This is a genomic window from Nocardia sp. bgisy118 (assembly GCF_057708605.1).
On the sequence record NZ_JBYISM010000038.1, the window covers coordinates 41621 to 61153 of the forward strand.

18 protein-coding genes are annotated in these 19533 nt (G+C 66.6%); 9 read left to right on the plus strand and 9 right to left on the minus strand.

Annotation, left to right across the window (positions count from 1 at the left end; genetic code table 11):
• Window positions 1–62 precede the first annotated feature (62 nt).
• The 3 genes from AC3EO7_RS33740 to AC3EO7_RS33750 form a co-directional block, all read right to left on the minus strand.
• A complete protein-coding gene (locus AC3EO7_RS33740) occupies window positions 63–737 on the minus strand; it encodes a DUF6461 domain-containing protein (RefSeq protein ID WP_431971557.1) in 675 nt (224 codons plus the stop codon).
• Window positions 738–1182: 445 nt separating this feature from the next.
• On the minus strand, window positions 1183–3174 hold the full coding sequence (ligA, locus tag AC3EO7_RS33745) for an NAD-dependent DNA ligase LigA (RefSeq protein WP_431971558.1): 1992 nt from the start codon (window positions 3172–3174) through the stop codon (window positions 1183–1185).
• Between the two features lie 111 nt (window positions 3175–3285).
• Entirely contained in the window at window positions 3286–4254 is a 969-nt protein-coding gene (locus AC3EO7_RS33750; protein WP_435593416.1) for an RNA polymerase subunit sigma-70, read from the minus strand.
• A gap of 220 nt (window positions 4255–4474) precedes the next feature.
• Here AC3EO7_RS33750 and AC3EO7_RS33755 point away from each other — a divergent pair, with 220 nt between their 5' ends.
• Window positions 4475–5239 (plus strand): SDR family oxidoreductase, encoded by a 765-nt coding sequence (locus AC3EO7_RS33755; protein WP_435593417.1) that lies wholly within the window; start codon window positions 4475–4477, stop codon window positions 5237–5239.
• A 31-nt stretch (window positions 5240–5270) separates the two neighbouring features.
• Complete coding sequence (locus tag AC3EO7_RS33760) at window positions 5271–6029, plus strand: DUF899 domain-containing protein (RefSeq protein WP_431971561.1); 759 nt, start codon at window positions 5271–5273, stop codon at window positions 6027–6029.
• A gap of 208 nt (window positions 6030–6237) precedes the next feature.
• On the opposite strand, the gene AC3EO7_RS33765 is transcribed toward AC3EO7_RS33760, so the two are convergent.
• On the minus strand, window positions 6238–7824 hold the full coding sequence (locus tag AC3EO7_RS33765) for a carboxylesterase/lipase family protein (RefSeq protein WP_431971562.1): 1587 nt from the start codon (window positions 7822–7824) through the stop codon (window positions 6238–6240).
• 74 nt (window positions 7825–7898) lie between these two features.
• Window positions 7899–8798, minus strand: a complete 900-nt coding sequence (locus AC3EO7_RS33770; RefSeq protein ID WP_435593418.1) for an MBL fold metallo-hydrolase — start codon at window positions 8796–8798, stop codon at window positions 7899–7901.
• Window positions 8799–8990: 192 nt separating this feature from the next.
• Here AC3EO7_RS33770 and AC3EO7_RS33775 point away from each other — a divergent pair, with 192 nt between their 5' ends.
• The 4 genes from AC3EO7_RS33775 (at window position 8991) to AC3EO7_RS33790 (ending at window position 11844) form a co-directional block, all read left to right on the plus strand.
• Window positions 8991–9902, plus strand: a complete 912-nt coding sequence (locus AC3EO7_RS33775) for an MmyB family transcriptional regulator (RefSeq protein ID WP_431971564.1) — start codon at window positions 8991–8993, stop codon at window positions 9900–9902.
• A complete protein-coding gene (locus AC3EO7_RS33780; RefSeq protein WP_435593419.1) occupies window positions 9899–10153 on the plus strand; it encodes a hypothetical protein in 255 nt (84 codons plus the stop codon). Before AC3EO7_RS33775 ends, AC3EO7_RS33780 begins: the two co-directional genes overlap by 4 nt.
• Before the next feature lie 33 nt (window positions 10154–10186).
• Window positions 10187–10663: a hypothetical protein gene (locus AC3EO7_RS33785; RefSeq protein WP_435593420.1), complete on the plus strand. Its 477-nt coding sequence runs from the start codon at window positions 10187–10189 to the stop codon at window positions 10661–10663.
• Between the two features lie 740 nt (window positions 10664–11403).
• Window positions 11404–11844 carry a hypothetical protein gene (locus tag AC3EO7_RS33790; protein ID WP_435593421.1) on the plus strand — a complete coding sequence of 147 codons (441 nt, stop codon included), beginning with the start codon at window positions 11404–11406 and terminating at the stop codon, window positions 11842–11844.
• 361 nt (window positions 11845–12205) lie between these two features.
• On the opposite strand, the gene AC3EO7_RS33795 is transcribed toward AC3EO7_RS33790, so the two are convergent.
• Together AC3EO7_RS33795 and AC3EO7_RS33800 are read right to left on the minus strand one after the other, a co-directional pair.
• A complete protein-coding gene (locus AC3EO7_RS33795) occupies window positions 12206–13585 on the minus strand; it encodes a flavin monoamine oxidase family protein (RefSeq protein ID WP_435593422.1) in 1380 nt (459 codons plus the stop codon).
• A 240-nt stretch (window positions 13586–13825) separates the two neighbouring features.
• On the minus strand, window positions 13826–14479 hold the full coding sequence (locus tag AC3EO7_RS33800) for a TetR/AcrR family transcriptional regulator (RefSeq protein WP_435593423.1): 654 nt from the start codon (window positions 14477–14479) through the stop codon (window positions 13826–13828).
• A 113-nt stretch (window positions 14480–14592) separates the two neighbouring features.
• On the opposite strand from AC3EO7_RS33800, the gene AC3EO7_RS33805 reads away from it, so the two are divergent.
• Entirely contained in the window at window positions 14593–15948 is a 1356-nt protein-coding gene (locus AC3EO7_RS33805; protein ID WP_435593424.1) for a flavin monoamine oxidase family protein, read from the plus strand.
• A gap of 226 nt (window positions 15949–16174) precedes the next feature.
• Here AC3EO7_RS33805 and AC3EO7_RS33810 read toward each other — a convergent pair whose 3' ends face one another.
• Window positions 16175–16438 carry a hypothetical protein gene (locus tag AC3EO7_RS33810; RefSeq protein WP_435593425.1) on the minus strand — a complete coding sequence of 88 codons (264 nt, stop codon included), beginning with the start codon at window positions 16436–16438 and terminating at the stop codon, window positions 16175–16177.
• A gap of 643 nt (window positions 16439–17081) precedes the next feature.
• On the opposite strand from AC3EO7_RS33810, the gene AC3EO7_RS33815 reads away from it, so the two are divergent.
• Window positions 17082–17321 (plus strand): hypothetical protein, encoded by a 240-nt coding sequence (locus tag AC3EO7_RS33815; RefSeq protein ID WP_431971572.1) that lies wholly within the window; start codon window positions 17082–17084, stop codon window positions 17319–17321.
• 376 nt (window positions 17322–17697) lie between these two features.
• On the opposite strand, the gene AC3EO7_RS33820 is transcribed toward AC3EO7_RS33815, so the two are convergent.
• Window positions 17698–18345 carry a TetR/AcrR family transcriptional regulator gene (locus tag AC3EO7_RS33820; protein WP_431971573.1) on the minus strand — a complete coding sequence of 216 codons (648 nt, stop codon included), beginning with the start codon at window positions 18343–18345 and terminating at the stop codon, window positions 17698–17700.
• Window positions 18346–18593: 248 nt separating this feature from the next.
• Here AC3EO7_RS33820 and AC3EO7_RS33825 point away from each other — a divergent pair, with 248 nt between their 5' ends.
• A complete protein-coding gene (locus AC3EO7_RS33825; RefSeq protein WP_435593426.1) occupies window positions 18594–19526 on the plus strand; it encodes a hypothetical protein in 933 nt (310 codons plus the stop codon).
• The last annotated feature ends 7 nt before the right edge of the window (window positions 19527–19533 follow it).

Sequence of the window (19533 nt, forward strand, 5' to 3'; positions counted from 1 at the left end):
GTACCAGCAAGCGCACCGGGCCCAGCGGTGGTGTGGTCGGGAGGTGACTATCCCGACCTGTACTACCGGCGGTGGGCGATAGGCCCGATGAGCAGGGGCTGGTCCAGCATGTCTGCGGTGAACGACACTCCGGTGACCTTCGCCGCCAGGGCGAAGGCCCTCGGCACGCCGGTGCTGAGGCTGATGTCCCAGGCGTCCGAATTGCTCTCGGGTTCATCCTCATCGGCGTCATAAATGTAGTCATCGTCGGTCATGTCCAGCTCCATGCCCAGCTCGCGCATGTAGTCGTTGAGCCGGTCGGGCTCGCTACCCCAACGGATATGCGGGTACCACAGTCGGTGGCCGGTCACGATCGTCCCGCCGATCGCGTACTCGAGGCTGTGCACGGCGTAGTCATGTCGGGTGATCGCCAGGACCTCACAGTCTCGCGATAGCTCCGCCAGCGTCTTGTGGTCAGTCACCCACCACCCGCACGGTTCGATGGCCACGCTCCAGGCACCGGCCCGAAACACGCCCACGTAACCGCCGCCTTCCCCGCCGCCGGTCTTGCCGCTGTCGTTGAGCTCTTCGAAGTCCGACTCCTGGCCGGCGGCGCCACCGTTGCTGAAGCGGCGCACCACCTCCGACGGGTCCAGGTTTCGGAAGAAGCCGACGCTGAAGATCACGCCCAGCGGGCCCGCTTGGCTCTCGGATGCGTTGAGCCACTGAAATGGGGCCAGGGGATCGGTTGTCGCCATATGGGTCATGGTGGCAGACCCCACCGACAACCATTCGATCGTCTGGATGCTTGATCACTGTCCTCAGCGCGGACTTCCCGTGGCTCCGTTGACGTCCGAGCGGCTCGCCGGCCTGATCCGCGAGGGTCAGCAGAACACCGGACTTGCTGCCACTGGCGACCATTCTTGCCGCGCAGGCGAGGTGGCCCTCGGCACCGAGCACATCGGATCGCCATCCGGGACCGCCCGAAAGCACTGAAATGCCGCATACTGGTCGTTCGGGAACGCTGCATTCGCCAATCGGCAGTGCGATAATCCGTTCCACTTCTGGACGGCTGTTGGTGGTCCAACGACTGGCAACGTGGTGGTCCAACGACGGTGGCAAACGACACACCGATAAGTGGCCAACTATCGTTCTGAGTGGCCAACTATCGCTCTTTGTCACACCGGCCGGGCCCGCCGAGGTCTAGATGACCTTGGCGGCGATCAGCAGGTTCCAGATCTCGCCCTGGTCGACGACCTCGACGCCGAGTTTCTCCGCCTTGGTCAGCTTGCTCTCACCGACTCCCGCACCGGTGATCAGCAGATCGGTGCTCGCCGATACCGAGGAGGCCGACGTCGCGCCCGCCTTCTCGCACAGGCGTTGGAACGTCGGGCGGGCGACCTTCTCGCCGGAGCGTGGGTCGCTGATCGCGCCGGTGATCACCACCGTCTTGCCTTCCAGCGGCGCGCCTGCCGCAACGACCGGGGGAAGATCCTCCTCGCGCACGTCCAGACAGACGCCCGCCTCTCGCAGCCGCTCGAGTTCCGGACGCAGGCGATCCAGGTGCGCGACCAGTGAGGCGGCGACCTTCGGTCCGATATCCTCCACCGCCACGAGCCGTTCCTCGCCCGCGTCGGCGACCTCCTCCAGGGAGCCGAATCCCGCCCGGGCCAGGCGAGCGGCAGTGCCGTCGGAGGCCATCGGGATCGCCAGGCCGATCAGGGCGCGGCGCAGGCCGACCTGGCGGCTGGCATCGATCGAGTCGATCATGCGCGCGGCCGAGACCTCGCCGACGCGGTCGAACTCGAGCAGGCGCTCCTTTGTCAGCGTGTAGAAGTCCGACGGGCGCTCCAGGATGCCCGCCTCGGCCAGGCGTTCGATCCACACCTGCCCGATGGCGTCGATGTCGGCCGCGGCCCGCGACGCCCAGTGGATGAGCCTGCGCACCGTCTGCGCGGGGCAGGAGACGTTGGTGCAGAACAGTTCTCGGCTGTTGCCCTGCTCGATGACCGGCTGCTCGCACGAGGGACAGGTGGTGGGCGGGACGATCTCGCGCTCCTCGCCCGTGCGTTTGGAGGCGTCGAGAACGCCCGCCACGAACGGGATCACGTCGCCCGCGCGGCGCACCAGTACCGTGTCACCGACCTTGATGTCGCGGGCGCGGATCACCTCTTGGTTGGCCAGCGTGGCTTTCGTGACCGTCGTGCCGCCCACGAACACCGGCTCCAGCCAGGCGACCGGGACGATCTTGCCCGTCTTGCCGACGTCCCAGACCACGTCGGCCAGCAACGTGGTCTTCTCCTCGGCGGCGAACTTGAACGCCAGCGCGCCGCGTGGGGAGTTCGACCGAGTACCGGCTGCCGCGTAGGCGTCGCGGTCGGCCAGCCGCAGCACCGCGCCGTCGAGGTCGTAGTCCAGCTCGTTGCGACCTTGCTCGATCGCGGCGATCGCCGCCTGCGCCTGCTCGGCGTCGGCGCAGAGCCGCATCTGCGCACCCGCGACCCCCAGCGCCCGCAGCCCCTCCGCCAAGTCGACCGCGGCGCCGCCGGCAGTGGTATCCAAGTCGAATCCGAAGAATCGCAGGCGCCGCTCGGAGACCGTGGCCGCGTCCTTCGCCCGCAACGTGCCCGCAGCGGCGTTACGCGGGTTGATCAGCGGCTTGTCCGGATGGGCGGTGTTGTAGGCGAGGAAGGTCGAACGCAGCATCACCGCCTCGCCACGCACCTCCACCCGCCCCGGGACATCGATCCGCTCGGGGACGCCATCGACCAACGCCCGGACCAGCACGGTCACGTCGTCACCGGTGGTGCCATCACCGCGGGTCACGGCACGCACCAGCCGCCCGTCCTCGAAGACCACGGCCAGGGACAAGCCGTCGAGCTTGGGCATCACCACAACCGGCTGGCCGGGGAAGCGGTCGAAGAACGCCGCGACCTGCTCGGGCTTGGTCGCCTTCTCGAGGGACAACATCGGACGCGAGTGCCGGATCGGGGCGTGCAGCACTGCGGGCGCGCCGACCTGCTCCAGCGGATTCGGGTCGGGCGTGAGGCCGGGGTGCGCCTCGATCAGGCCACGGAGCTCGTCCTCGATCGCGTCGTACTCGGCGTCCGCGACCAACGGCGAGCCCTGGTAGTAGGCGTCGCGCAGCGCCACAATGCGGTCCGCGAGCTCTTGAATACGTTCCCCAGTTTCCACAGCACCCGACGCTACCGATACCCACCGACACCCTCGTCGAGGCCCGCACGACCAGGGTCCGAGTAGGTAGCCCGTGATCACGCCACTCGCCACGCGTCGGCGCGCCGCCCGTCATTCGCCTCGGCGCTCCTTCGGACGGGTCAGTGGCATGCCGAAGGCGGCGAACAGGCTTGGTTGGAGAAAGACGGTGATGGCGGCGACGCTGCTGGGGCCGGTGGTGATGACGTGTATCGAATGGGCCTCCAGGACGTCCCCTGCGTCCCGGCGGTATTCGGCGACGGCGGGTTGTCCGTTCGCGGCCGTCGGAATCAGCATGAGATCGCCAGGTTCGGCGAAAGCACGCTGGGCAAGGAACCCGGTCACGGCGTCGCGCCCGGTGAACCACAGCGGCACCGGCGGCATTTCGAGCCTGACGTCGGCCGCCAGTAGCTCGGTGAGTGCTGCCAGGTCGGCGTTCTCGAATGCCGCGCAATACCGGTCGAGCAGGTCGCGGCGCTCGGCGTCGTCCGGTTCGGTCACGCTTTCGCCGGTGGGGGCGACCTCGGCGAGATGGGCGCGTGCCCGCTGCAGAGCGCTGTTGACCGCGACAGGGGTGGTTTCGAGCAGGTCTGCGACTTCGGCGGCGCTGAACTGCACGACGTCGCGCAGGATCAGCACGGCCCGCTGACGCGCAGGCAGCTCCTGCATGGCCGTCACCACGGCCAGCCGGACGCTTTCCCTCGCGACAAGTGCCGTTTCCGGGGTCAACGCATCGGGCAACGGCTCCATCCAGTGGTAAGCACCGGCGTCACGGTCGAGACCCGCATCGGGGTCGACCGAGCCGGCGCCCAATCCATTCGGCAGCACCCGGCGGGCGCGGTTCTCCAGCGCGCGCAGGCACGCGGTCGTCGCGATGCGGTACAACCAGGTCCGCAGCGCCGCACGTTCCTCGAACGCCGCATAGCCGCGCCAGCCGCGCAGGTACGTCTCCTGGACAAGATCCTCGGCGTCATGCACCGAACCGAGCATGCGATAACAGTGCGCGATCAGTTCGGCACGGAACGGCGCCGCCTGCTCGATGAAATCTTCCTGGACCGGCACGGTCGTACTCCTGGGTCTCGATATGGCAGGGATGGGCACCCCCTACCAGTACAGATACGTCCGGCGGCCGAAATTCATCGGTCGGCTCGCCCTCGATCGCCGAAGAAGTGCGTAGGCAACACGACCGATTGCTCGGCGTCGCACCGATGAATCGCGACGCCACGGCGTATCTGAATCAGTGGGGACCTCGAGCACATCACCAACGAAAGCGAATACGACCGTGAACGAAACACTCGAGCCCGGCGGCCTCGAAGGCACGACGGCGATCGTGACCGGAGCCAGCCGTGGATTCGGCCGCGGTATCGCCAGGGCGCTGTCGGCGGCCGGTGCACATATCGTCGGTGTCGCCAGGACCAGCGCGCATCTCGACGCCGTGCGCGACGAACTCGGCGCTACCTTCACCGCGGTGGCCGCGGACGCCGCAGATCCCGCGACTGCCAGCCGGCTCCTCGACGAGCATCGACCGCGCACGGTGGTCTTGTGTGCGGGGGCGGCTCCGTGGATGAGCCCCTTGCAGGACCAGACATGGGAGACCTTCAGTCAGAACTGGAAGGTCGACGTAGCCCAGGCGTTCCACTGGACTCGCGAAGCGCTGCGGCGCCCGCTGGCGCCGGGTAGCTCGGTAATCGCGATCTCCAGCGGCGCGGCGATCAGCGGGTCGCCGTTGAGCGGCGGCTACGCGGGCGCAAAGGCCACCGTCAAGCTCATCACGACCTATGCGGCCGTCGAGTCGGAACAGGCCGGGCTGGGTATCCGGTTCGTGTCCGTCCTCCCTCAGCTGACACCGGCTACCGATCTGGGGGCTGCGGCGGTGGCGGCCTATGCCGAGCGGCAAGGTGTCGATGTCGACACGTTCGTACGGTCCTCGGGACCTGCCCTCACCCCGGAACAGGTGGGCAAGTCGATACTCGAAATCGCGACTGCCGAACACCCGGTGCACCACGCGAACACGCTCACCTCCGCGGGCATCTCACCACTGGCCTGAACGACCGAAAACCGAAAGGAAGGTCATCGCAATGAACACACCGCTGATCGTCGCGCAACAGGAGTGGGAGGCAGCGTGGCAGCAGCTGCTCGTGAAGGAGAAGGAGCTGACCCGCGCACGCGACGCGCTGGCCGCCTTGCGACGGCGGATGCCGTGGCAGGCCGTGGACAAGGACTACGTGTTCGAGGGACCTGAGGGCAAGGCCGGCCTGCTCGAGCTGTTCCGGGGTCGGCGTCAGCTGATCGTCTACCGCGCCTTCTTCGAGCCGGGCGTGGACGGCTGGCCCGACCACGCCTGCCGCGGCTGCTCCATGATGGCCGATCATGTCCCCAACCTTGCCCACCTGAACGCCCGCGACACCACACTCCTGTACGCCTCCCGCGCGCCGCAGGCGGACATCGAGCGGTTGAAGGCGCGGATGGGGTGGGATATGCCGTGGTACACGATCACCGACGACTTCGACGCCGACTTCGGCGTGGACGAATGGCACGGCACCAACGCATTCATCCGCGACGGCGACCGTGTATTCCGCACCTACTTCATCCACAACCGCGGCGACGAGGCACTGGGTACCACGTGGAGCTACCTCGACATGACCGCGCTGGGCCGCCAGGAGCAGTGGGAGGACTCACCGGAGGGCTACCCGCAGACCCCGCCCTACGAATGGTGGGACTGGCACGACGAATACGGCGAGCACCCGCCGTCGCGGTGGTTCGGCGACCCCGACCCGGACAACCCCAATGATCAACGGCCGCCGCGAGCCGACTCGGAGGGCCGCGCCGCCACATGATCGACAACGCCGTTTCCGGAGCGCCGTCACGACCACGTACCGCCCTTGGCGGGTCGTGACGGCGACGTCGGTGGCCGCGCGGGTCAGCGGCGGATAGCAGGCACCGACCGGCGCCCATTACCGTGCATCCGATTTCTTGGCATACATACCACTTCAGGAGTGGACGGCCCAGCTCAACGCGGATTTCCATCTCACGGCATTGCTGGAGTTATCCCGGGTGAGCGCCGGGGAGGTTCGGCTGTACCCGCTGGTCGACCATATCGGCCGTTCCTGTTCGGGTGTGGTGGGTGTGGGTCCAGGCGTCGCGTTCGGCGGCGAACGGGTCGTCGACGACGGCCCATTCGTCGTTGATGAGCTGCGTGGTGCGCCGGTCGGGCCGGTATTCGGGCCAGCCGGGTGTACCGATGGTGACGAAGTCGACCCATGCGCGATGTACTCGGGCGGCCAGCGGTGCAGGCGCGGGCGTGCCGAGTAGCCCGTCCGCGCCCTGGAAGGTGGGTAGCAGGTTGTCGAAGACGAAGGGCAGCTCGACGATGTGGGTGGCGCCGAGTTGCCCGGCAAGCGCGGGCGAGCTCCAGCCGAACGCATAGGCGTAGGTGCGTTTGCCCGCCGCCGAGTGACTGTCGGCCATGGCTCGGCTACCGGTCCCGAACACCGCGTCCCCCAGGATGATCGAGCGCAGCCTGCCTGGTGTGGCGGTGGGATGCAGCCTCCTGTAGACCGACAGCAGCCGGTCCGGGTCGGGGTCGGCGTACTCGGCGGCTTCGGTCAGCTGTTGCAGGGTTGCCGCCGCCGCCACGCCGTTGGGCAACAGATACAGATTTCCTTCGTCGGTGTTGTGGCCGATCAGCAGGTCGACAGGTTGGCCCGCTGCGCGGGCCACGGTGGTGACGGGCTGGTCGTCGAGGACCACACCCAGCGGTGTAATCCGTTGCAGCGGGTCACGGACGGTCGCGGTGCCGAGGTCGAGACCGGTGAGCTCCGGCACGGCATCGATGAGCTGCTGATCGGTCAAGTCGGCGAATCCATCGAGTGTCGCTGCTACCCCGAGCGTCGCTGCGGCGGCATCACGCACGATCGCGGCCTGTTCGCGGCTGAATGCTGCGCTGCCGCTGCCGCTTTGCATCACGGCACGTCCAAACAGGCCGGCAGCCTCGGGTGCGGCGATCGCGGCGGCGGTGAGGATCGCCCCGGCGGACTGACCGGCCAGGGTCACCCGCGCGGGATCGCCGCCGAAGGCGGTGACGTTGCGGTTGACCCACGCCAACGCGGCAACGACATCGGCGAGGCCCCGATTCGGGAAAGCGCCGGGGATGTCGAGGAACCCGGCAATGCCCAGGCGGTAGTTCACCGTGACGACCACGACGCCGTGCTGCGCGAATCGGGAGCCGTCGAGCATCGGCGAGTGCGATGACCCTGCGACGAACGCGCCGCCGTGCAGGAACACCAGCACCGGGGCGCCGCCGGACACATCGCGGGGTGACCAGATATTGACAGTCAGGTAGTCGGGTCCGACCCGCCACCCGGGGTCGAAATACGCCGAGATATCCAGTGATCCGAAACGGCCGCGCGGTAGCTGCGGAGCGGTCGGCCCCGGCGCGGTGGCCGCACGCACACCCAGCCACGGCCGAACGGGAGCCGGCGCCTGAAAACGGCCGATCCCGACCGGCGCAGCGGCGTAAGGGATGGAGTAGAACACGGTGTGGGTCGGGTACGCAGTGCCGCGGAGCCTGCCGCTTTCCACCTCGCGCACGATATCGGCGGGTTGCGAATCGGCGGATTGTGAAGCCTTCATGGAGCGCCTTGATCTGGGTAGCGTGTGAGGAGTGCAGCGCCACCCCGCGCGGGTGCGGGGCGGCACGACTTCGGTCAGTAGGCGGGCAGCGGAGCCCAGTTCTTGATCGCGAACGCGCTGGCGTCGCGGACGATTTCGAGGGCGCTGTGTCCGCTGAAGTGCGCGGGCAACACCAACGCGGTGTGATCGGCCGCCCAACCCAGCAGCCGAAGTCGGGTCGCCCTCGCGGCGACGGGGTCCTCGCAGAAGCAGCTGTTGTGTTCGGGGTGAGCGATCTGCAGGGGCGTATGCACCAGGTCTCCCGCGAACAGTGCCTTGTCGCTTCCTGACGCCAGCACCAGCACGCTCGAACCGGGAGTATGCCCCGGTGCCGCCCGCAACGTGAGATTCGCGTCCACGACGTATTCGTCCTCCCATAGCCGCACCTGGCCTGCGGCGTAGACCGGTGCGACGCTGTCCTCGAACACGTTCTCGTTGACACCGCCCGCGATGTTCGGGTTGTTGGCCGGATTCCAGTGCTCGTAGTCCGCACGCGGCATCAGGTAGGTGGCGTTGGGGAATGTCGGCACCCACTGCCCGTCCACGAGGCGGGTGTTCCAGCCGACGTGATCGACATGCAGGTGGGTGTTGATCACCAGGTTCACGTCCTCGGGCGCGATGCCTGCCGCGGCGAGATTGGTCAAATACCTCAGGTCGAGGTGGTCCCAGGCTTCGACCGCCGGGCGGGTCTTGTCGTTACCGATGCCGGTGTCCACCAGGATGATCCGGCCTTCGCTGCGCAGCGCCCAGGTCTGCATGGCGACCTGAACGATGTTGTCGACCGGGTCGAGGTGATCCGGAACCAGCATCGGCCGCTGCTCGTCCCAGTGCTGGTCGGGCGAGCCGGGGAAGAACTGATCGGGCGTCATGCCCACCGGCCCGTGCATTTCCTCGACCCGCAACACGGTGACATCACCGAGCACAATCTCATTCATCAGGTTCCTTCGCTGCGTGTTCCCGACGCCGTGACCGGGTGCCGGACGGCTCATGGGCCGTGCCACTGAGTTTTCAAGTGCCCGACGTCGGTAACCACACCCTGCGAAGGCGCCGCTGGCGCGGGTGCATCAACGGTGTCCACACCCCGGCAGGGTCAGGACAACTCTGCATCCGGCAGCGACAATGACGTGATGAGCGACCGCGAAGACCAGTCCGGACAGCTTGGGGCGTTCCTCAAGGCGTGCCGGGCCAGGGTGCGACCCGAGCAGGTGGGGCTCACGCCCTACGGCGAACGTCGCCGTGTCATGGGACTGCGCCGCGAGGAGTTGACCCTCCTGGCAGGGGTCAGCCCGTCCTACTACGCCCGGCTCGAACAGGGCAAATCCCGCAACGCCTCCCCGGAGGTCCTCGACGCCATCGCCGCCGCACTCGCGTTGACCGCCACTGAACGACGACACCTGCACGCACTGGCCGAGTCCGCAGGCCGCCGCCGCCTCACGCGCCCGGCACCCGTCGAGCACGCTGACCCCGCCCTGCTCGAGCTGCTCAACGCCATGCCATTGGTACCCGCGCTCGTGCTGGGTCGCCGCAGCGATGTGCTCGCCTGGAATCCGCTCGGCCACGCCCTGCTCGCCGCGAATCTCGACCCCGACTGCCCGGCGGTCCCCGGTCGCAGACCGAACATGACCCGGATGGTGTTCCTCGACCCCGACACCCGCGCGCTCTATGCCGATTGGCCGCGCAAGGCCCGCGCAGTCGTCGGCAACCTGCGGCTTATCGCTGGCGCCCACCCCGACGACCCAGCACTGGCGTCGTTGATCGGCAGCCTCACCATGGCCAGCCCGGAATTCGGCACCCTCTGGAACGACCACAGGGTCCAGGCATGCGCGACCGCCCACTACCAGCTGCACCACCCGCTGATAGGGGGCCTCACCGTCACCCAACAAACACTGAGGTCGGTCGAACACCCCGACCAGACCCTCGTCACCTGCACAGCCCCACTCGATTCCCCGTCGGCATCAGCACTGGCCATCCTGACCCATTTGGCTCAACCGGCCGAGCCGCCCGCACGCCGAGCGGACAATCGGCTCAGAGCGGTTTGAACGGGTACGAGTTCGGACCGGTCACCACTTCGATCAGCTCGCTGGTCGAAGACTCCGAAGGCTTTGTCATCCCGCCGCTGTTCGGTCTGGTCATCACCGGCCGAGCGTTCGTCGACGACTTCGGCATCAAGGGGCGCAGCAAGCTGATCGCCTCGCAACAGGCGGCCGAGTTCCTCTTCGATCGTGATGAGATACTTCGGGAATATTCGTCCGGGCTGGACGAAAACGGCGAGATCATCATCGACCTCTGACGTACTGATACCGACCCGGGGGGGACGTAACTCATGACCTTCTACCTGATCGACCCCGAGATCCCTGCCGACTTCGGCCAGGTCAGTAGAGACTCCAGCTATGACCCTCCGCGAGTGGTCTCGGCTCATTTCGAGTTTCACTACCCAGTTGACGGCGAACTGATCACGTCCTACAGCGGCGCGTACGCGGTGACGAAACCGCTGGCCGATGCTCTGGCCGAGAGCGAACTGACCGGCTACGAGTTCGGTCCGGTTACCGCCTCCATCAGTGCTCTGGTCGAAGACCCTGGTGGCCTTGTCATTCCTCCCCTGTTCGGGTTGATCATCACTGGCCGGGCGTTCATCGATGACTTCGGCGTCCAGGGCCACAGCAATCTGATCGCTTCCGAGCGCGCGGCTGAGTTCCTCTGGAATCGTGATGCGCGCCTTCGAGACTGGGCAAACAGATTGGATAGAGACGGCAACATAATCCTTGATTTCTGTGGTGTCGTGATCTCGCAGTTGCGCTGATTCGACCGTGGGTGTCCCGGGTGCCTCGTCGCGGTCGACCAGGGCCTGCTGCTTCCACCGGTACAGGGTGGCTTCGGTGACTCCCAGATCGCAGGCAACGTCGGCGACTCGACATCAGGACAGCCCAAAGCCGGTCCCCAACCCGTCACGGTTCAACTTCCAAGCTGCTGCGAGCCACGCAAAAGCGACCTGAGAATGCGCGCCATCTGGGAACTCGAAATTTCTGAGAGCCGTTGGCGGGGAGGCACATCGGGTGGGTTCAACGGTGGGAAGGATGCTGACCTCATGCAGATAGGCACGTTCGAACAGGTGCGTTTCGGGAGTATCGCAGTTGGAGAACGCATCGAACGATCAACCGCCGCGCGCATTGTGGCGGTGGTGTGAGTGTATGCGTGGGGGGTGGCCTGGTCTCGCGGATCTAGAAGCCGTACCCACGCTCATGCCGCTTCCTGCGTGGTTTCGGGTTGCGGACCGGGAATCGACTCGCGCGAGGGTTCACTGCCCGGTCTGCGGGGTCCGGGGCCGCTCTGGGCCGACACGACGAGGGGACGGACATCGGTGGCGGAATGGGGTTCTGCGGGCCGGGCTGGTCGCGGGAACTGTGCGGCAATCCGTTGCCCGGCGGTTGTGGACATAGCGGTACTCGGCCGGGGTCCTCACGACGTGACCCAGGGGCGGAGGTCCCGCGTCCCGCTGCGGCTCGATTGCCGGAAAGTGTCTGGCGCGCTTAGGATCTCAGCATGCCGTATGCACTGTACGCCTGGGGGAACTTCATCGACGAGGTCGGCCTGGACCGGGATCCGGGGTGGCTCGACCCGGCGCTGCTGCGCGGCGAGCGCGATGTGGTGAGCGACTTTCTGATGATCGGGGACACCGAGACGCTGCGGGTGGACGGGCCGGGGACGATCTTCGAGGTCGACGGGGAGCTGGTCGACGGGCGCGATCTGGTGGGGCGTGATCTGAGCAGCGCCGACTGGCGGGTGGAGCAGATCCTGGTGCGGACGAACGGGACCAGGGAGGACGCGCTGCGCATCATGGCGGTGGTCGAGGAGGACGGCGACTACGCGATCGACGATGCGCCGGAGGGGAACCCGATCGGCCTCGGCGAGGTCGTGACCACCTGGGCGGACCAGCACGGTCAGTGGGATCTGGCCCTCGTCCGGCTCAGCGTCGCGGGATAAGGATCCCCACCGTCACCCCAGCTGCTGGAGCAAGAAGCGACACGGCGCTGACCGAGAGTTTCTGAGACCGGATCCGATACCGGCGCCCGAGTAGTCATCGACGAGCCGCTCGGGCGAGCATGCCGTCGACGACCACATCGCTGTTGGTAGTCGCGCAGCGGGCGAGTAACGCGTCCCCCCATGGGATCTCAGCGGCGGAGGAGAGTGCGATTCCGCCAGCGGTACTCGGCCAGGGAAGCAACGACTTTCGGAGCGACCGCGAGGAGTCTGAGGCTCGCGAGTGGGGAGACACTGGACCGGACGTCGAGATAGGAGTACTTCGACTGGGGCATTGCCTGCTCCTTGCGCGAGTCCGGGGTCTTCATGACTGTGTCGGCGAGCCGATCGCGTTCCCGGTGGTGATTTCCGAGCGGGTTTCGATGACCTCATGGGCGGCGCGTTCGCCGGACTCGATAGCACCCTCGATGTATCCGGCGTGCTCGCCTGCGGTCTCGGTTCCCGCCCAGTGGAGGTGGCCCACCCGCTCCGAGGAAGCGGGGAAGCATCCCTGGTCGTGTCCGATGTCGGGCAGAGCCGTGTAACCGCCACCGACATACTCGTCCAGGTGCCACGGCTTTTCGTGCCAGCCCGCGGGTTTCAGGACGGCGGGGCCGAGGTGGGCGCTGAGCGGGCCGAGTACCGCGGTGCGGCGGGCGCCGCTGTCGAGCCCATCGAGGTTGCGCGCTTCGGGGCCCGCGATGAGTACACACAGGTGGCCGGGTCCGCCCGGTGGGGAGGTGTCGAATACCGCCATACCGGGATCGGTGAGGACCATCAGTTCGGCGTGTGTGCGTTCGCGCCAGAACGGGCGGTCGTAGACCGCGATCGCTTTGTACACCGAGCCCATGTAGGTGTTGTCCTGCAATCGGGTTCGCGCAGTGGGAAGTTCGGGGTGGTGTTCGATTCTCGCTGCCATCGGCGGCGGGACGGCCACGATGACTTCGGCGGCGCGATAGGTCCCGGATGCCGAGTGAATAGTCACGCCGGTCTCGTCGCGGTGCAACGCCGTGACAGCGCTGTCGAACACCACCCTGCCCTCGAGTTCGGCGGCCAGCCTTTCGGTCAGCGTCCCGGCCCCTTCGAGAACCAGGCTTTCCTGCGCGCCGCCCGCGGTGGAGAGCATCGTCGTGAGGCCGCCCTGGTAGCGGATCATCTCGAGGAAAGCGTGCATCGAATAACGGTCGAGGTCGGCGGTGGTGGACACCAAGACGAGGACTTCCAGCACCCGTCGCGCTCGGCGTCCCGGCACGTATCGCAGCCACGACTGCACAGTCTGCGTCCTCCATGCTCGGGGTGCTCCGAGTCGCGCTGTGATCTCCCAGATCAGCAGTGCAGTGGTGGCGGCCGCTGTGGCCAGGCTGGGTTTTCTGATGCGCAAGTCGCCCTCGACGATCTCGGGCCGCTTGGGTGTGTGCATCGGGAATACCGTCGTGCCGAGTTCGGCGGCGAGCGCCTCGAAACGGTGATGCCCGTGGCCGATCCACTGGCCGCCGAGGTCGACTCGCGAGTTCAGAGCGGTGGTTTCGGCCATCATCCGCCCGCCGGGCCGCGCGGCCGATTCGAGCACTACGACCTCGATGCCCCGCCGATGCAACTCACGGGCTGCGATCAGCCCGGCCATGCCTGCGCCGATCACGGCAACCGTGACGGCTCGCGGCATGTCCTCGGTGTTGGACGTGTCGTTGATCTTCTTCTGGGTCATCGCGTCTCACTCCAGATGGCGAACCGTGGGCCGAACAAAGGGGCGGAACCTGTGGCTGGATCCGGGATGTGTCGGAGCCGGGCACCTGGTGGACAGGTCCGTCGCGGCCGACCCGACTTCGTGAGACTTCTCGTTTCGATCGTAGTGAAAACGCACACTAAGTCGGACAACCGTACGAATTACGATAATGCGAATGCGACCCGAGGCGCAACAGGGGGCTGATTCGAGGTTGACGGACTGCTAATCCGCGTCGGTGAGAGCTCGGTTCCCACGGCGCGCCGCACTGCGCGCGACCGGCTGCGGATCGGCGAACAGGACCAGCATGTCCAGCGCCTGATTCAGGTCTCGCTGGGCGCGGCCGGGATCGGGCTTGGACGCGTATTGCAAGATCAGCCCGTCGATCTGAGCGAGCGCGAGGCGACCGAGCGTGTCGAAACCGACCGCGCAGCGCTCCCCCGCGGCTTGGGCGGCCTGCTCGCAGAACTCGGTGACAACCGAGCTGTAGCGCTCGTACTGAAGCTGAGCCAAGCTACCTTCCGCCTCGCTGCGCAGGGAATACGCCATCAGCTCGTACTGCATGATCTGCAGCCCGACCTGATTGTCCACCAGCTTCTTCCAGAAGCTGGTTATGCCGTGCCGGAGGGCGTGCTCGACCCCCTTGTCGAGCTCGAGCTCCGCGCGCAGTGCGTCGGAGATGTCGCGGATGAGCGTCGTGATGACCGAACGCAGCAGCTGGTCCTTGGTCGGGAACACGTAATGCAACGTGCCGAGCGGGATACCGGCCTCGCCCGCGACCGCGCGCAGCGTGGTGGCGGGCACGCCTACCTCGCTGAGCACCTTGATGGCCGCTGTGACGATCTGCTCCTCACGCTCGGACGCCCTCACGTAAACCACGGTTCTCCTCGCTCCCTCAGCAGACGAACTTCGCCACAACTGTTGCACACCTCAGTGGCGTGACCTATCTTACAGTCGTACAACCGACCGAGTTTCGCGCGAAGGATCCGGACATGACCGATGTCGACGTTGTTGTAGTGGGTGCCGGTCTTGCCGGCTTGACCGCGGCCCGAGCCGTGAAAGCCGCCGGCCGCAGTGTGCGGGTGCTCGAGGCGCGAGACCGGGTCGCCGGCCGCAATCTCGGGGCCACGCTGTCCAGCGGGGTTCCTGTCGAGATGGGCGGACAGTGGATCGGGCAGACACAGACCGAGGTATTGAACCTGGTCGACGAATTCGGCCTGAAGACGTTCCCGACCTACGACGACGGCGAATCGGTGACGCTCTACAACGGCACAGTCACTCGCTACGGCGATGCAACCTTCGGCCTGTCCGATGAGGCGGCCGAAGAAGTCGGTCGCCTGCAGGCCGAACTCGAAGCGCTGGCCGAAACCGTCTCGCTGTCTTCGCCGTGGACTTCTCCGCAAGCGGCCGAGCTGGATCGCCGAACCGTCGACGAGTGGCTGCGGGCCAACACGCAGAACGCGGAAGCGCTCGCGTTCTGGGGCGCGGTGGTGCCCGCGCTGTTCTCCGCCGAGTCGTCCGAGATGTCGCTGCTGCACTTCCTTTTCTACATCAGGTCCGCAGGCATGATCGACGTCCTCGTCGGCGTGACCGATGGCGCGCAGGAGTTGCGTATCGTCGGCGGCACACATCAGATCTCCGAACGGCTGGCCGACGAACTCGGCGACGATATCGTCTCGCTCGACGTCCCGGTCCATTCGATCGTCCACGACGAAGACGGCGTGAGCGTGTCCTACTCCGGCGGAACGATCACCGCCGGGTATGCGATCGTCGCGATACCGCCGACCCTGGCCGGTCGATTGCGCTACGAGCCGGCCCTTCCCGCCACGCGTGACGGACTCACCCAGCAGATCCCGATGGGGTCGGTGATCAAGGTCCAGGTCGCCTATCCGACGCCGTTCTGGCGCGACTCGGGCCTCAACGGGTTCGCCTTCAGCCTCGACGATGCGCTGAGCGTCACCCTCGACAACTCGCCGCAGGACGAATCATGCGGTGTCATCGTCGGATTCTTCGAAGGTGCTCACGCCCGGACCGCGGCGCGCTGGAGCGCGGCCGAACGACGGGCTGCCGCCGTGGCGACTCTGACCAAGCTGTTCGGTCCCGAGGCCGCAGAACCGGCCGAGTACGTCGAACAGAACTGGATGGAAGAGGAATTCACCCGCGGGTGTTACGGCGGCCGACTGGGCGCAGGCGTCTGGACGCAGTACGGAGCGGCGCTGTCCGAACCGGTCGGGCGCATTCACTGGGCGGGCGCGGAAACGTCCGACGTCTGGAACGGCTACATGGACGGCGCTGTCCGATCCGGATACCGTGCGGCGGCCGAAGTCCTCGAACGCTGGGATTCCTGAAGTCGAAGGTCATCCCTCGCATCAGCGCCCGCGCGGGTAGCGAGGGCGATCACGGGTCGGGTTGAGCATCGCGACAGCACCCGGTCGAACAGCACATCCTCACCGCGGCTCAACGCCGAGCACGCAATCCGGTCGATCCGGCCCGCCGTCGGCGGCTCCAGCTTCCGCCGCCGAAGCTCGGCCAGCAGATGCTCACGCAGCCGCTCACCACTGCGTTCGATCCGGGTCACATGATCGGGAGTTGCACCGTTTCGCAGGAGGCATTGTCGACCTCGGCGCGGATCGCCGGCTTCACGTCTTGGCCGATCTGGGCGTAGGCGAGCGCACGGCCGAGATCGGTGCGGCGTTCGAGGAAGGCATCCCCTTGGGTCTGCTGGGTCTGCTGGACCCCGAATTCGGGGTCGGTGCTGGTGCCGATGAGTAGCCGTTCCGCGTCCGCGCGCAGCTGGCGGTGGGCGAGTTGCCTTGTGGTCCACGGTTCGACTGCCACACAGTAAGGCGCGGAACCACATCGGACCGATATCTGACGGTGCCGCCGTGGTTGTGGAAGCAGCCCCGGCACGCGGACCTGTCCCTGCCTTCGCAGCGGCTCCGAGATCCGGCGCCCCGATTACCTACCCCCAACGTTGCGTGACACGGCGCTGGCAAACTCGCTGGATGCGCGACCGAGAGGTGGCGCACCTGCGGTTCTCTACAGCGGCTCCCACCTTCCCCCTATACATAGTTAACCGAATGTGCGTAAACTGTGACCAAGCTGATATCAAAAAGACGGCCGAGCAGGTTGGCGGCCCTGTAGGCGCTAGGTCGAAACGACCGTACGTCCCGCGAGTTGCCCATGAGGTCGGCGAGCAGAAGTTCGCAGCCGGCTCGCAACCCGCGAGGTTTGTTTACATCTCGTCGTCATATTGAAGATCGACCCCCGCGACACCGCCGCGGACAGCAATAACGAGACGGTGGCCGCGATTGCGTGACGCTGCCGGACAGCTGAGCGCTTCCACAACACCAGAACTGCTGTATCGGCGAGCCTCAGCGGCTCATCTTACCGGGTCTGCGCTATCCGACCACGTTGCAGAACCCGATCCCCTGTCCAAGACACCGAGTCACAAGATCACCATAGCCACGAAGGAGCTGCAATGCGCAGGAAGGTCGAAGACGCACTACATCAGGATTTCCATCGATGGAGCGAACTGGTCGACCGCGCCGCACACGCGGACAACGAATTCGAAAGGGAGAAACCCGCTTTGGCTGCGGGAGAGCTGGAAATGAAGTGGATCCGCACCGCCGCCGAAGACTGGAGAACACTGCACGACCAGTGGTGCGAAAGAATCGACCGGACGCGATCGAGTGCGAAGTCCGAATACGCTCTGTTTTGAGCCATATCACCGAATCGACCTGCGCATGTGAACGGTCGACGAGCACCACGAACTCGAGCGGTCTTGTACCGGCGACGTCTCAGATCGGCTGGTCACCGGTCAACTGATGCCGATGTCGTACTTCCGGCCATTCGGTGACCGGTGTGTGCTGTCCGGTCCAGCGAGAACTTCGGTCAACGCCAGCATGTGCTGCCCGGCTCTGTCCCCAGGCCTGGGTCGCCACGGGCACCAGCGCGTTGCGCGGCCTCGATTCCCCGGCCTGCTGATCCGGGTCGTCGAAGCGCATCCGACTCGCAGGCCCGTATCGAGCCGAGGCCACCAAGGGTGACCGACAGCCGGTGAGCCGGCCGATTCGCGCCCGTTGGGCGGGCGGGGATCAACTCGTCAGATGTGCGGCGATGCCGTCGAGCAGTTTGCCCAGCCCGAATTCGAACACGCCCTCGGCGACAGCGCGAATGTCGCGGTCGCCGACGGGACCTGCTGTGAGCATCGCCAGCAAGGCCGGGTAGCGCTCGGGTCGACCGTACTGGTGGATCATTGCCGGATCGAGGGCCGGACCGACGTGCCCGACCGCGTCACGGCCCTGGGTCGGATCGATTTCCAGACGGGCGACGCCGCCGACGAAAGCGGTGATGGACAGGACGATGTCGGCGATGCCGTGTGGCGCCAGCCCGGCATCGAGGAGCGCGCTCATCGCCGCCTCTCCCCACGCGGCCTCGTTCGGGCCCATCCAGCGATTGCTCGTGCCGACCGCCAGCACCCAGGGGTGACGTAGGTACAACTCGCGGGTTCGGCGAGCCCAGTGCTCCAGCGCCGCGCGCCAGTCGTCGGAGGGAAGATCGGGCGGGGCGGCCATCGCGGTGTCGAGCATCACCGCCACGAGGTCGTCTTTGCTGGGCACGTGCCGATACAGCGACATGGTCGCGGTGCCGAGCTGATTGGCGACCCGTTGCATCGAGAGTGCGCCGATGCCTTCCGCGTCGGCGATGGCAATAGCCGTACCGACGATGCGGTCCAGGCTCAATGCCGGCCGGCGGCCTCGTCCCGAGCGTTGATTTCCCGACCACAACAGCCGAGCCACACGCGGTGGCTCATCGGCCATCTTCGCTCCCCTCGCTTCAATTGCGTATGGCATACACTTTGCGTATACACTACGCAAATTCTTCCGTCATCGCCATCCGGGGGTGGTTCCACCATGACAGTACCGACAAGGCATTCGAATCCCGTTGCGTGCGAAGCCAACCCGGTGCGGCAGTGGGGCAGGCACCGAGCGTGAGCCTCGCCGGTCTCGGACTGACCGTTGAACAGGAGCGGGTGTACCGCCACCTGCTGCGCACACGCCCCGGCGCCTCCTCGCACGCGGGTGGCGCGGGCCAGGTCGACTCCCGCGTGCGGAACGTGATCATCGAGCTGCGCACCTTGGGTTTGGTGGACGAGAACCTCACGGTGGTCCCACCGGAGGTAGCGGTCGATCTGCTGGTGCGACGGCGAATCACGCAGGCGCAAAAGCAGTTCGAGGGACTCGCCGCCGCCTGGGACGCAGTGCGGGAGTTGACCGAGGAGCAGCGCACCGGCCGGCCCGCGGGTATGGTCGAGCAGCTGCCGCATGGACTGGAGGTCGGCCGGCGGATAACCGCATTGCTGACCGATCACCCTGGTGAGTTCTCGTCCCTGCGGACCCATGCGCTGCACGACGAATCCCCGCATACCGGCGCCCGGCGCGGTCGTCTCCTGATGGCTGGACTGAGCAGTCGCATCCTGTTCCCCGTGCACGCCTTGACGGATCCCCGGCAGGCGGCCTACGCACGACGCAGGCACGCCCTCGGCGAGATGCATCGAGTCACGACGGAAACGGTCTGGCCGCTGACCGTCGTCAACCGATCGGTCGCCTTCGTACCGGCCGATCTCTCCGAACCGGCGGCCGGTGTACTGCAGATCCGCCGTACCGGTATGGCCCAGATACTGGCAGAGGTCTTCGACGGCATCTGGGAACGCGCCCACGGCGTGGACGAAGCCCCGGTCTCGCCTTTCGAGCAGCGCGTCCTGCGGGCGCTCACCCGCCATGACACCGATGAATCGGCGGCACGCGCGCTCAATGTCTCGGTGCGCAAGTTCCGCACCCATGTCGCCGACCTGATGGACCGGCTCGGCGCACGCACACGATTCCAGGCCGCCTTGCTTGCCAAAGAACGCAACTGGCTTTGACCCGTCG

Coding starts and splice junctions, on each gene's coding strand:
- AC3EO7_RS33740 (WP_431971557.1), bottom strand. CDS start 737: ATGGCGACAACCGATCCCCTGGCCCCATTTCAGTGGCTCAACGCATCC.
- AC3EO7_RS33760 (WP_431971561.1), top strand. CDS start 5,271: ATGAACACACCGCTGATCGTCGCGCAACAGGAGTGGGAGGCAGCGTGG.
- AC3EO7_RS33765 (WP_431971562.1), bottom strand. CDS start 7,824: ATGAAGGCTTCACAATCCGCCGATTCGCAACCCGCCGATATCGTGCGC.
- AC3EO7_RS33770 (WP_435593418.1), bottom strand. CDS start 8,798: ATGAATGAGATTGTGCTCGGTGATGTCACCGTGTTGCGGGTCGAGGAA.
- AC3EO7_RS33775 (WP_431971564.1), top strand. CDS start 8,991: ATGAGCGACCGCGAAGACCAGTCCGGACAGCTTGGGGCGTTCCTCAAG.
- AC3EO7_RS33785 (WP_435593420.1), top strand. CDS start 10,187: ATGACCTTCTACCTGATCGACCCCGAGATCCCTGCCGACTTCGGCCAG.
- AC3EO7_RS33790 (WP_435593421.1), top strand. CDS start 11,404: ATGCCGTATGCACTGTACGCCTGGGGGAACTTCATCGACGAGGTCGGC.
- AC3EO7_RS33795 (WP_435593422.1), bottom strand. CDS start 13,585: ATGACCCAGAAGAAGATCAACGACACGTCCAACACCGAGGACATGCCG.
- AC3EO7_RS33805 (WP_435593424.1), top strand. CDS start 14,593: ATGACCGATGTCGACGTTGTTGTAGTGGGTGCCGGTCTTGCCGGCTTG.
- AC3EO7_RS33815 (WP_431971572.1), top strand. CDS start 17,082: ATGCGCAGGAAGGTCGAAGACGCACTACATCAGGATTTCCATCGATGG.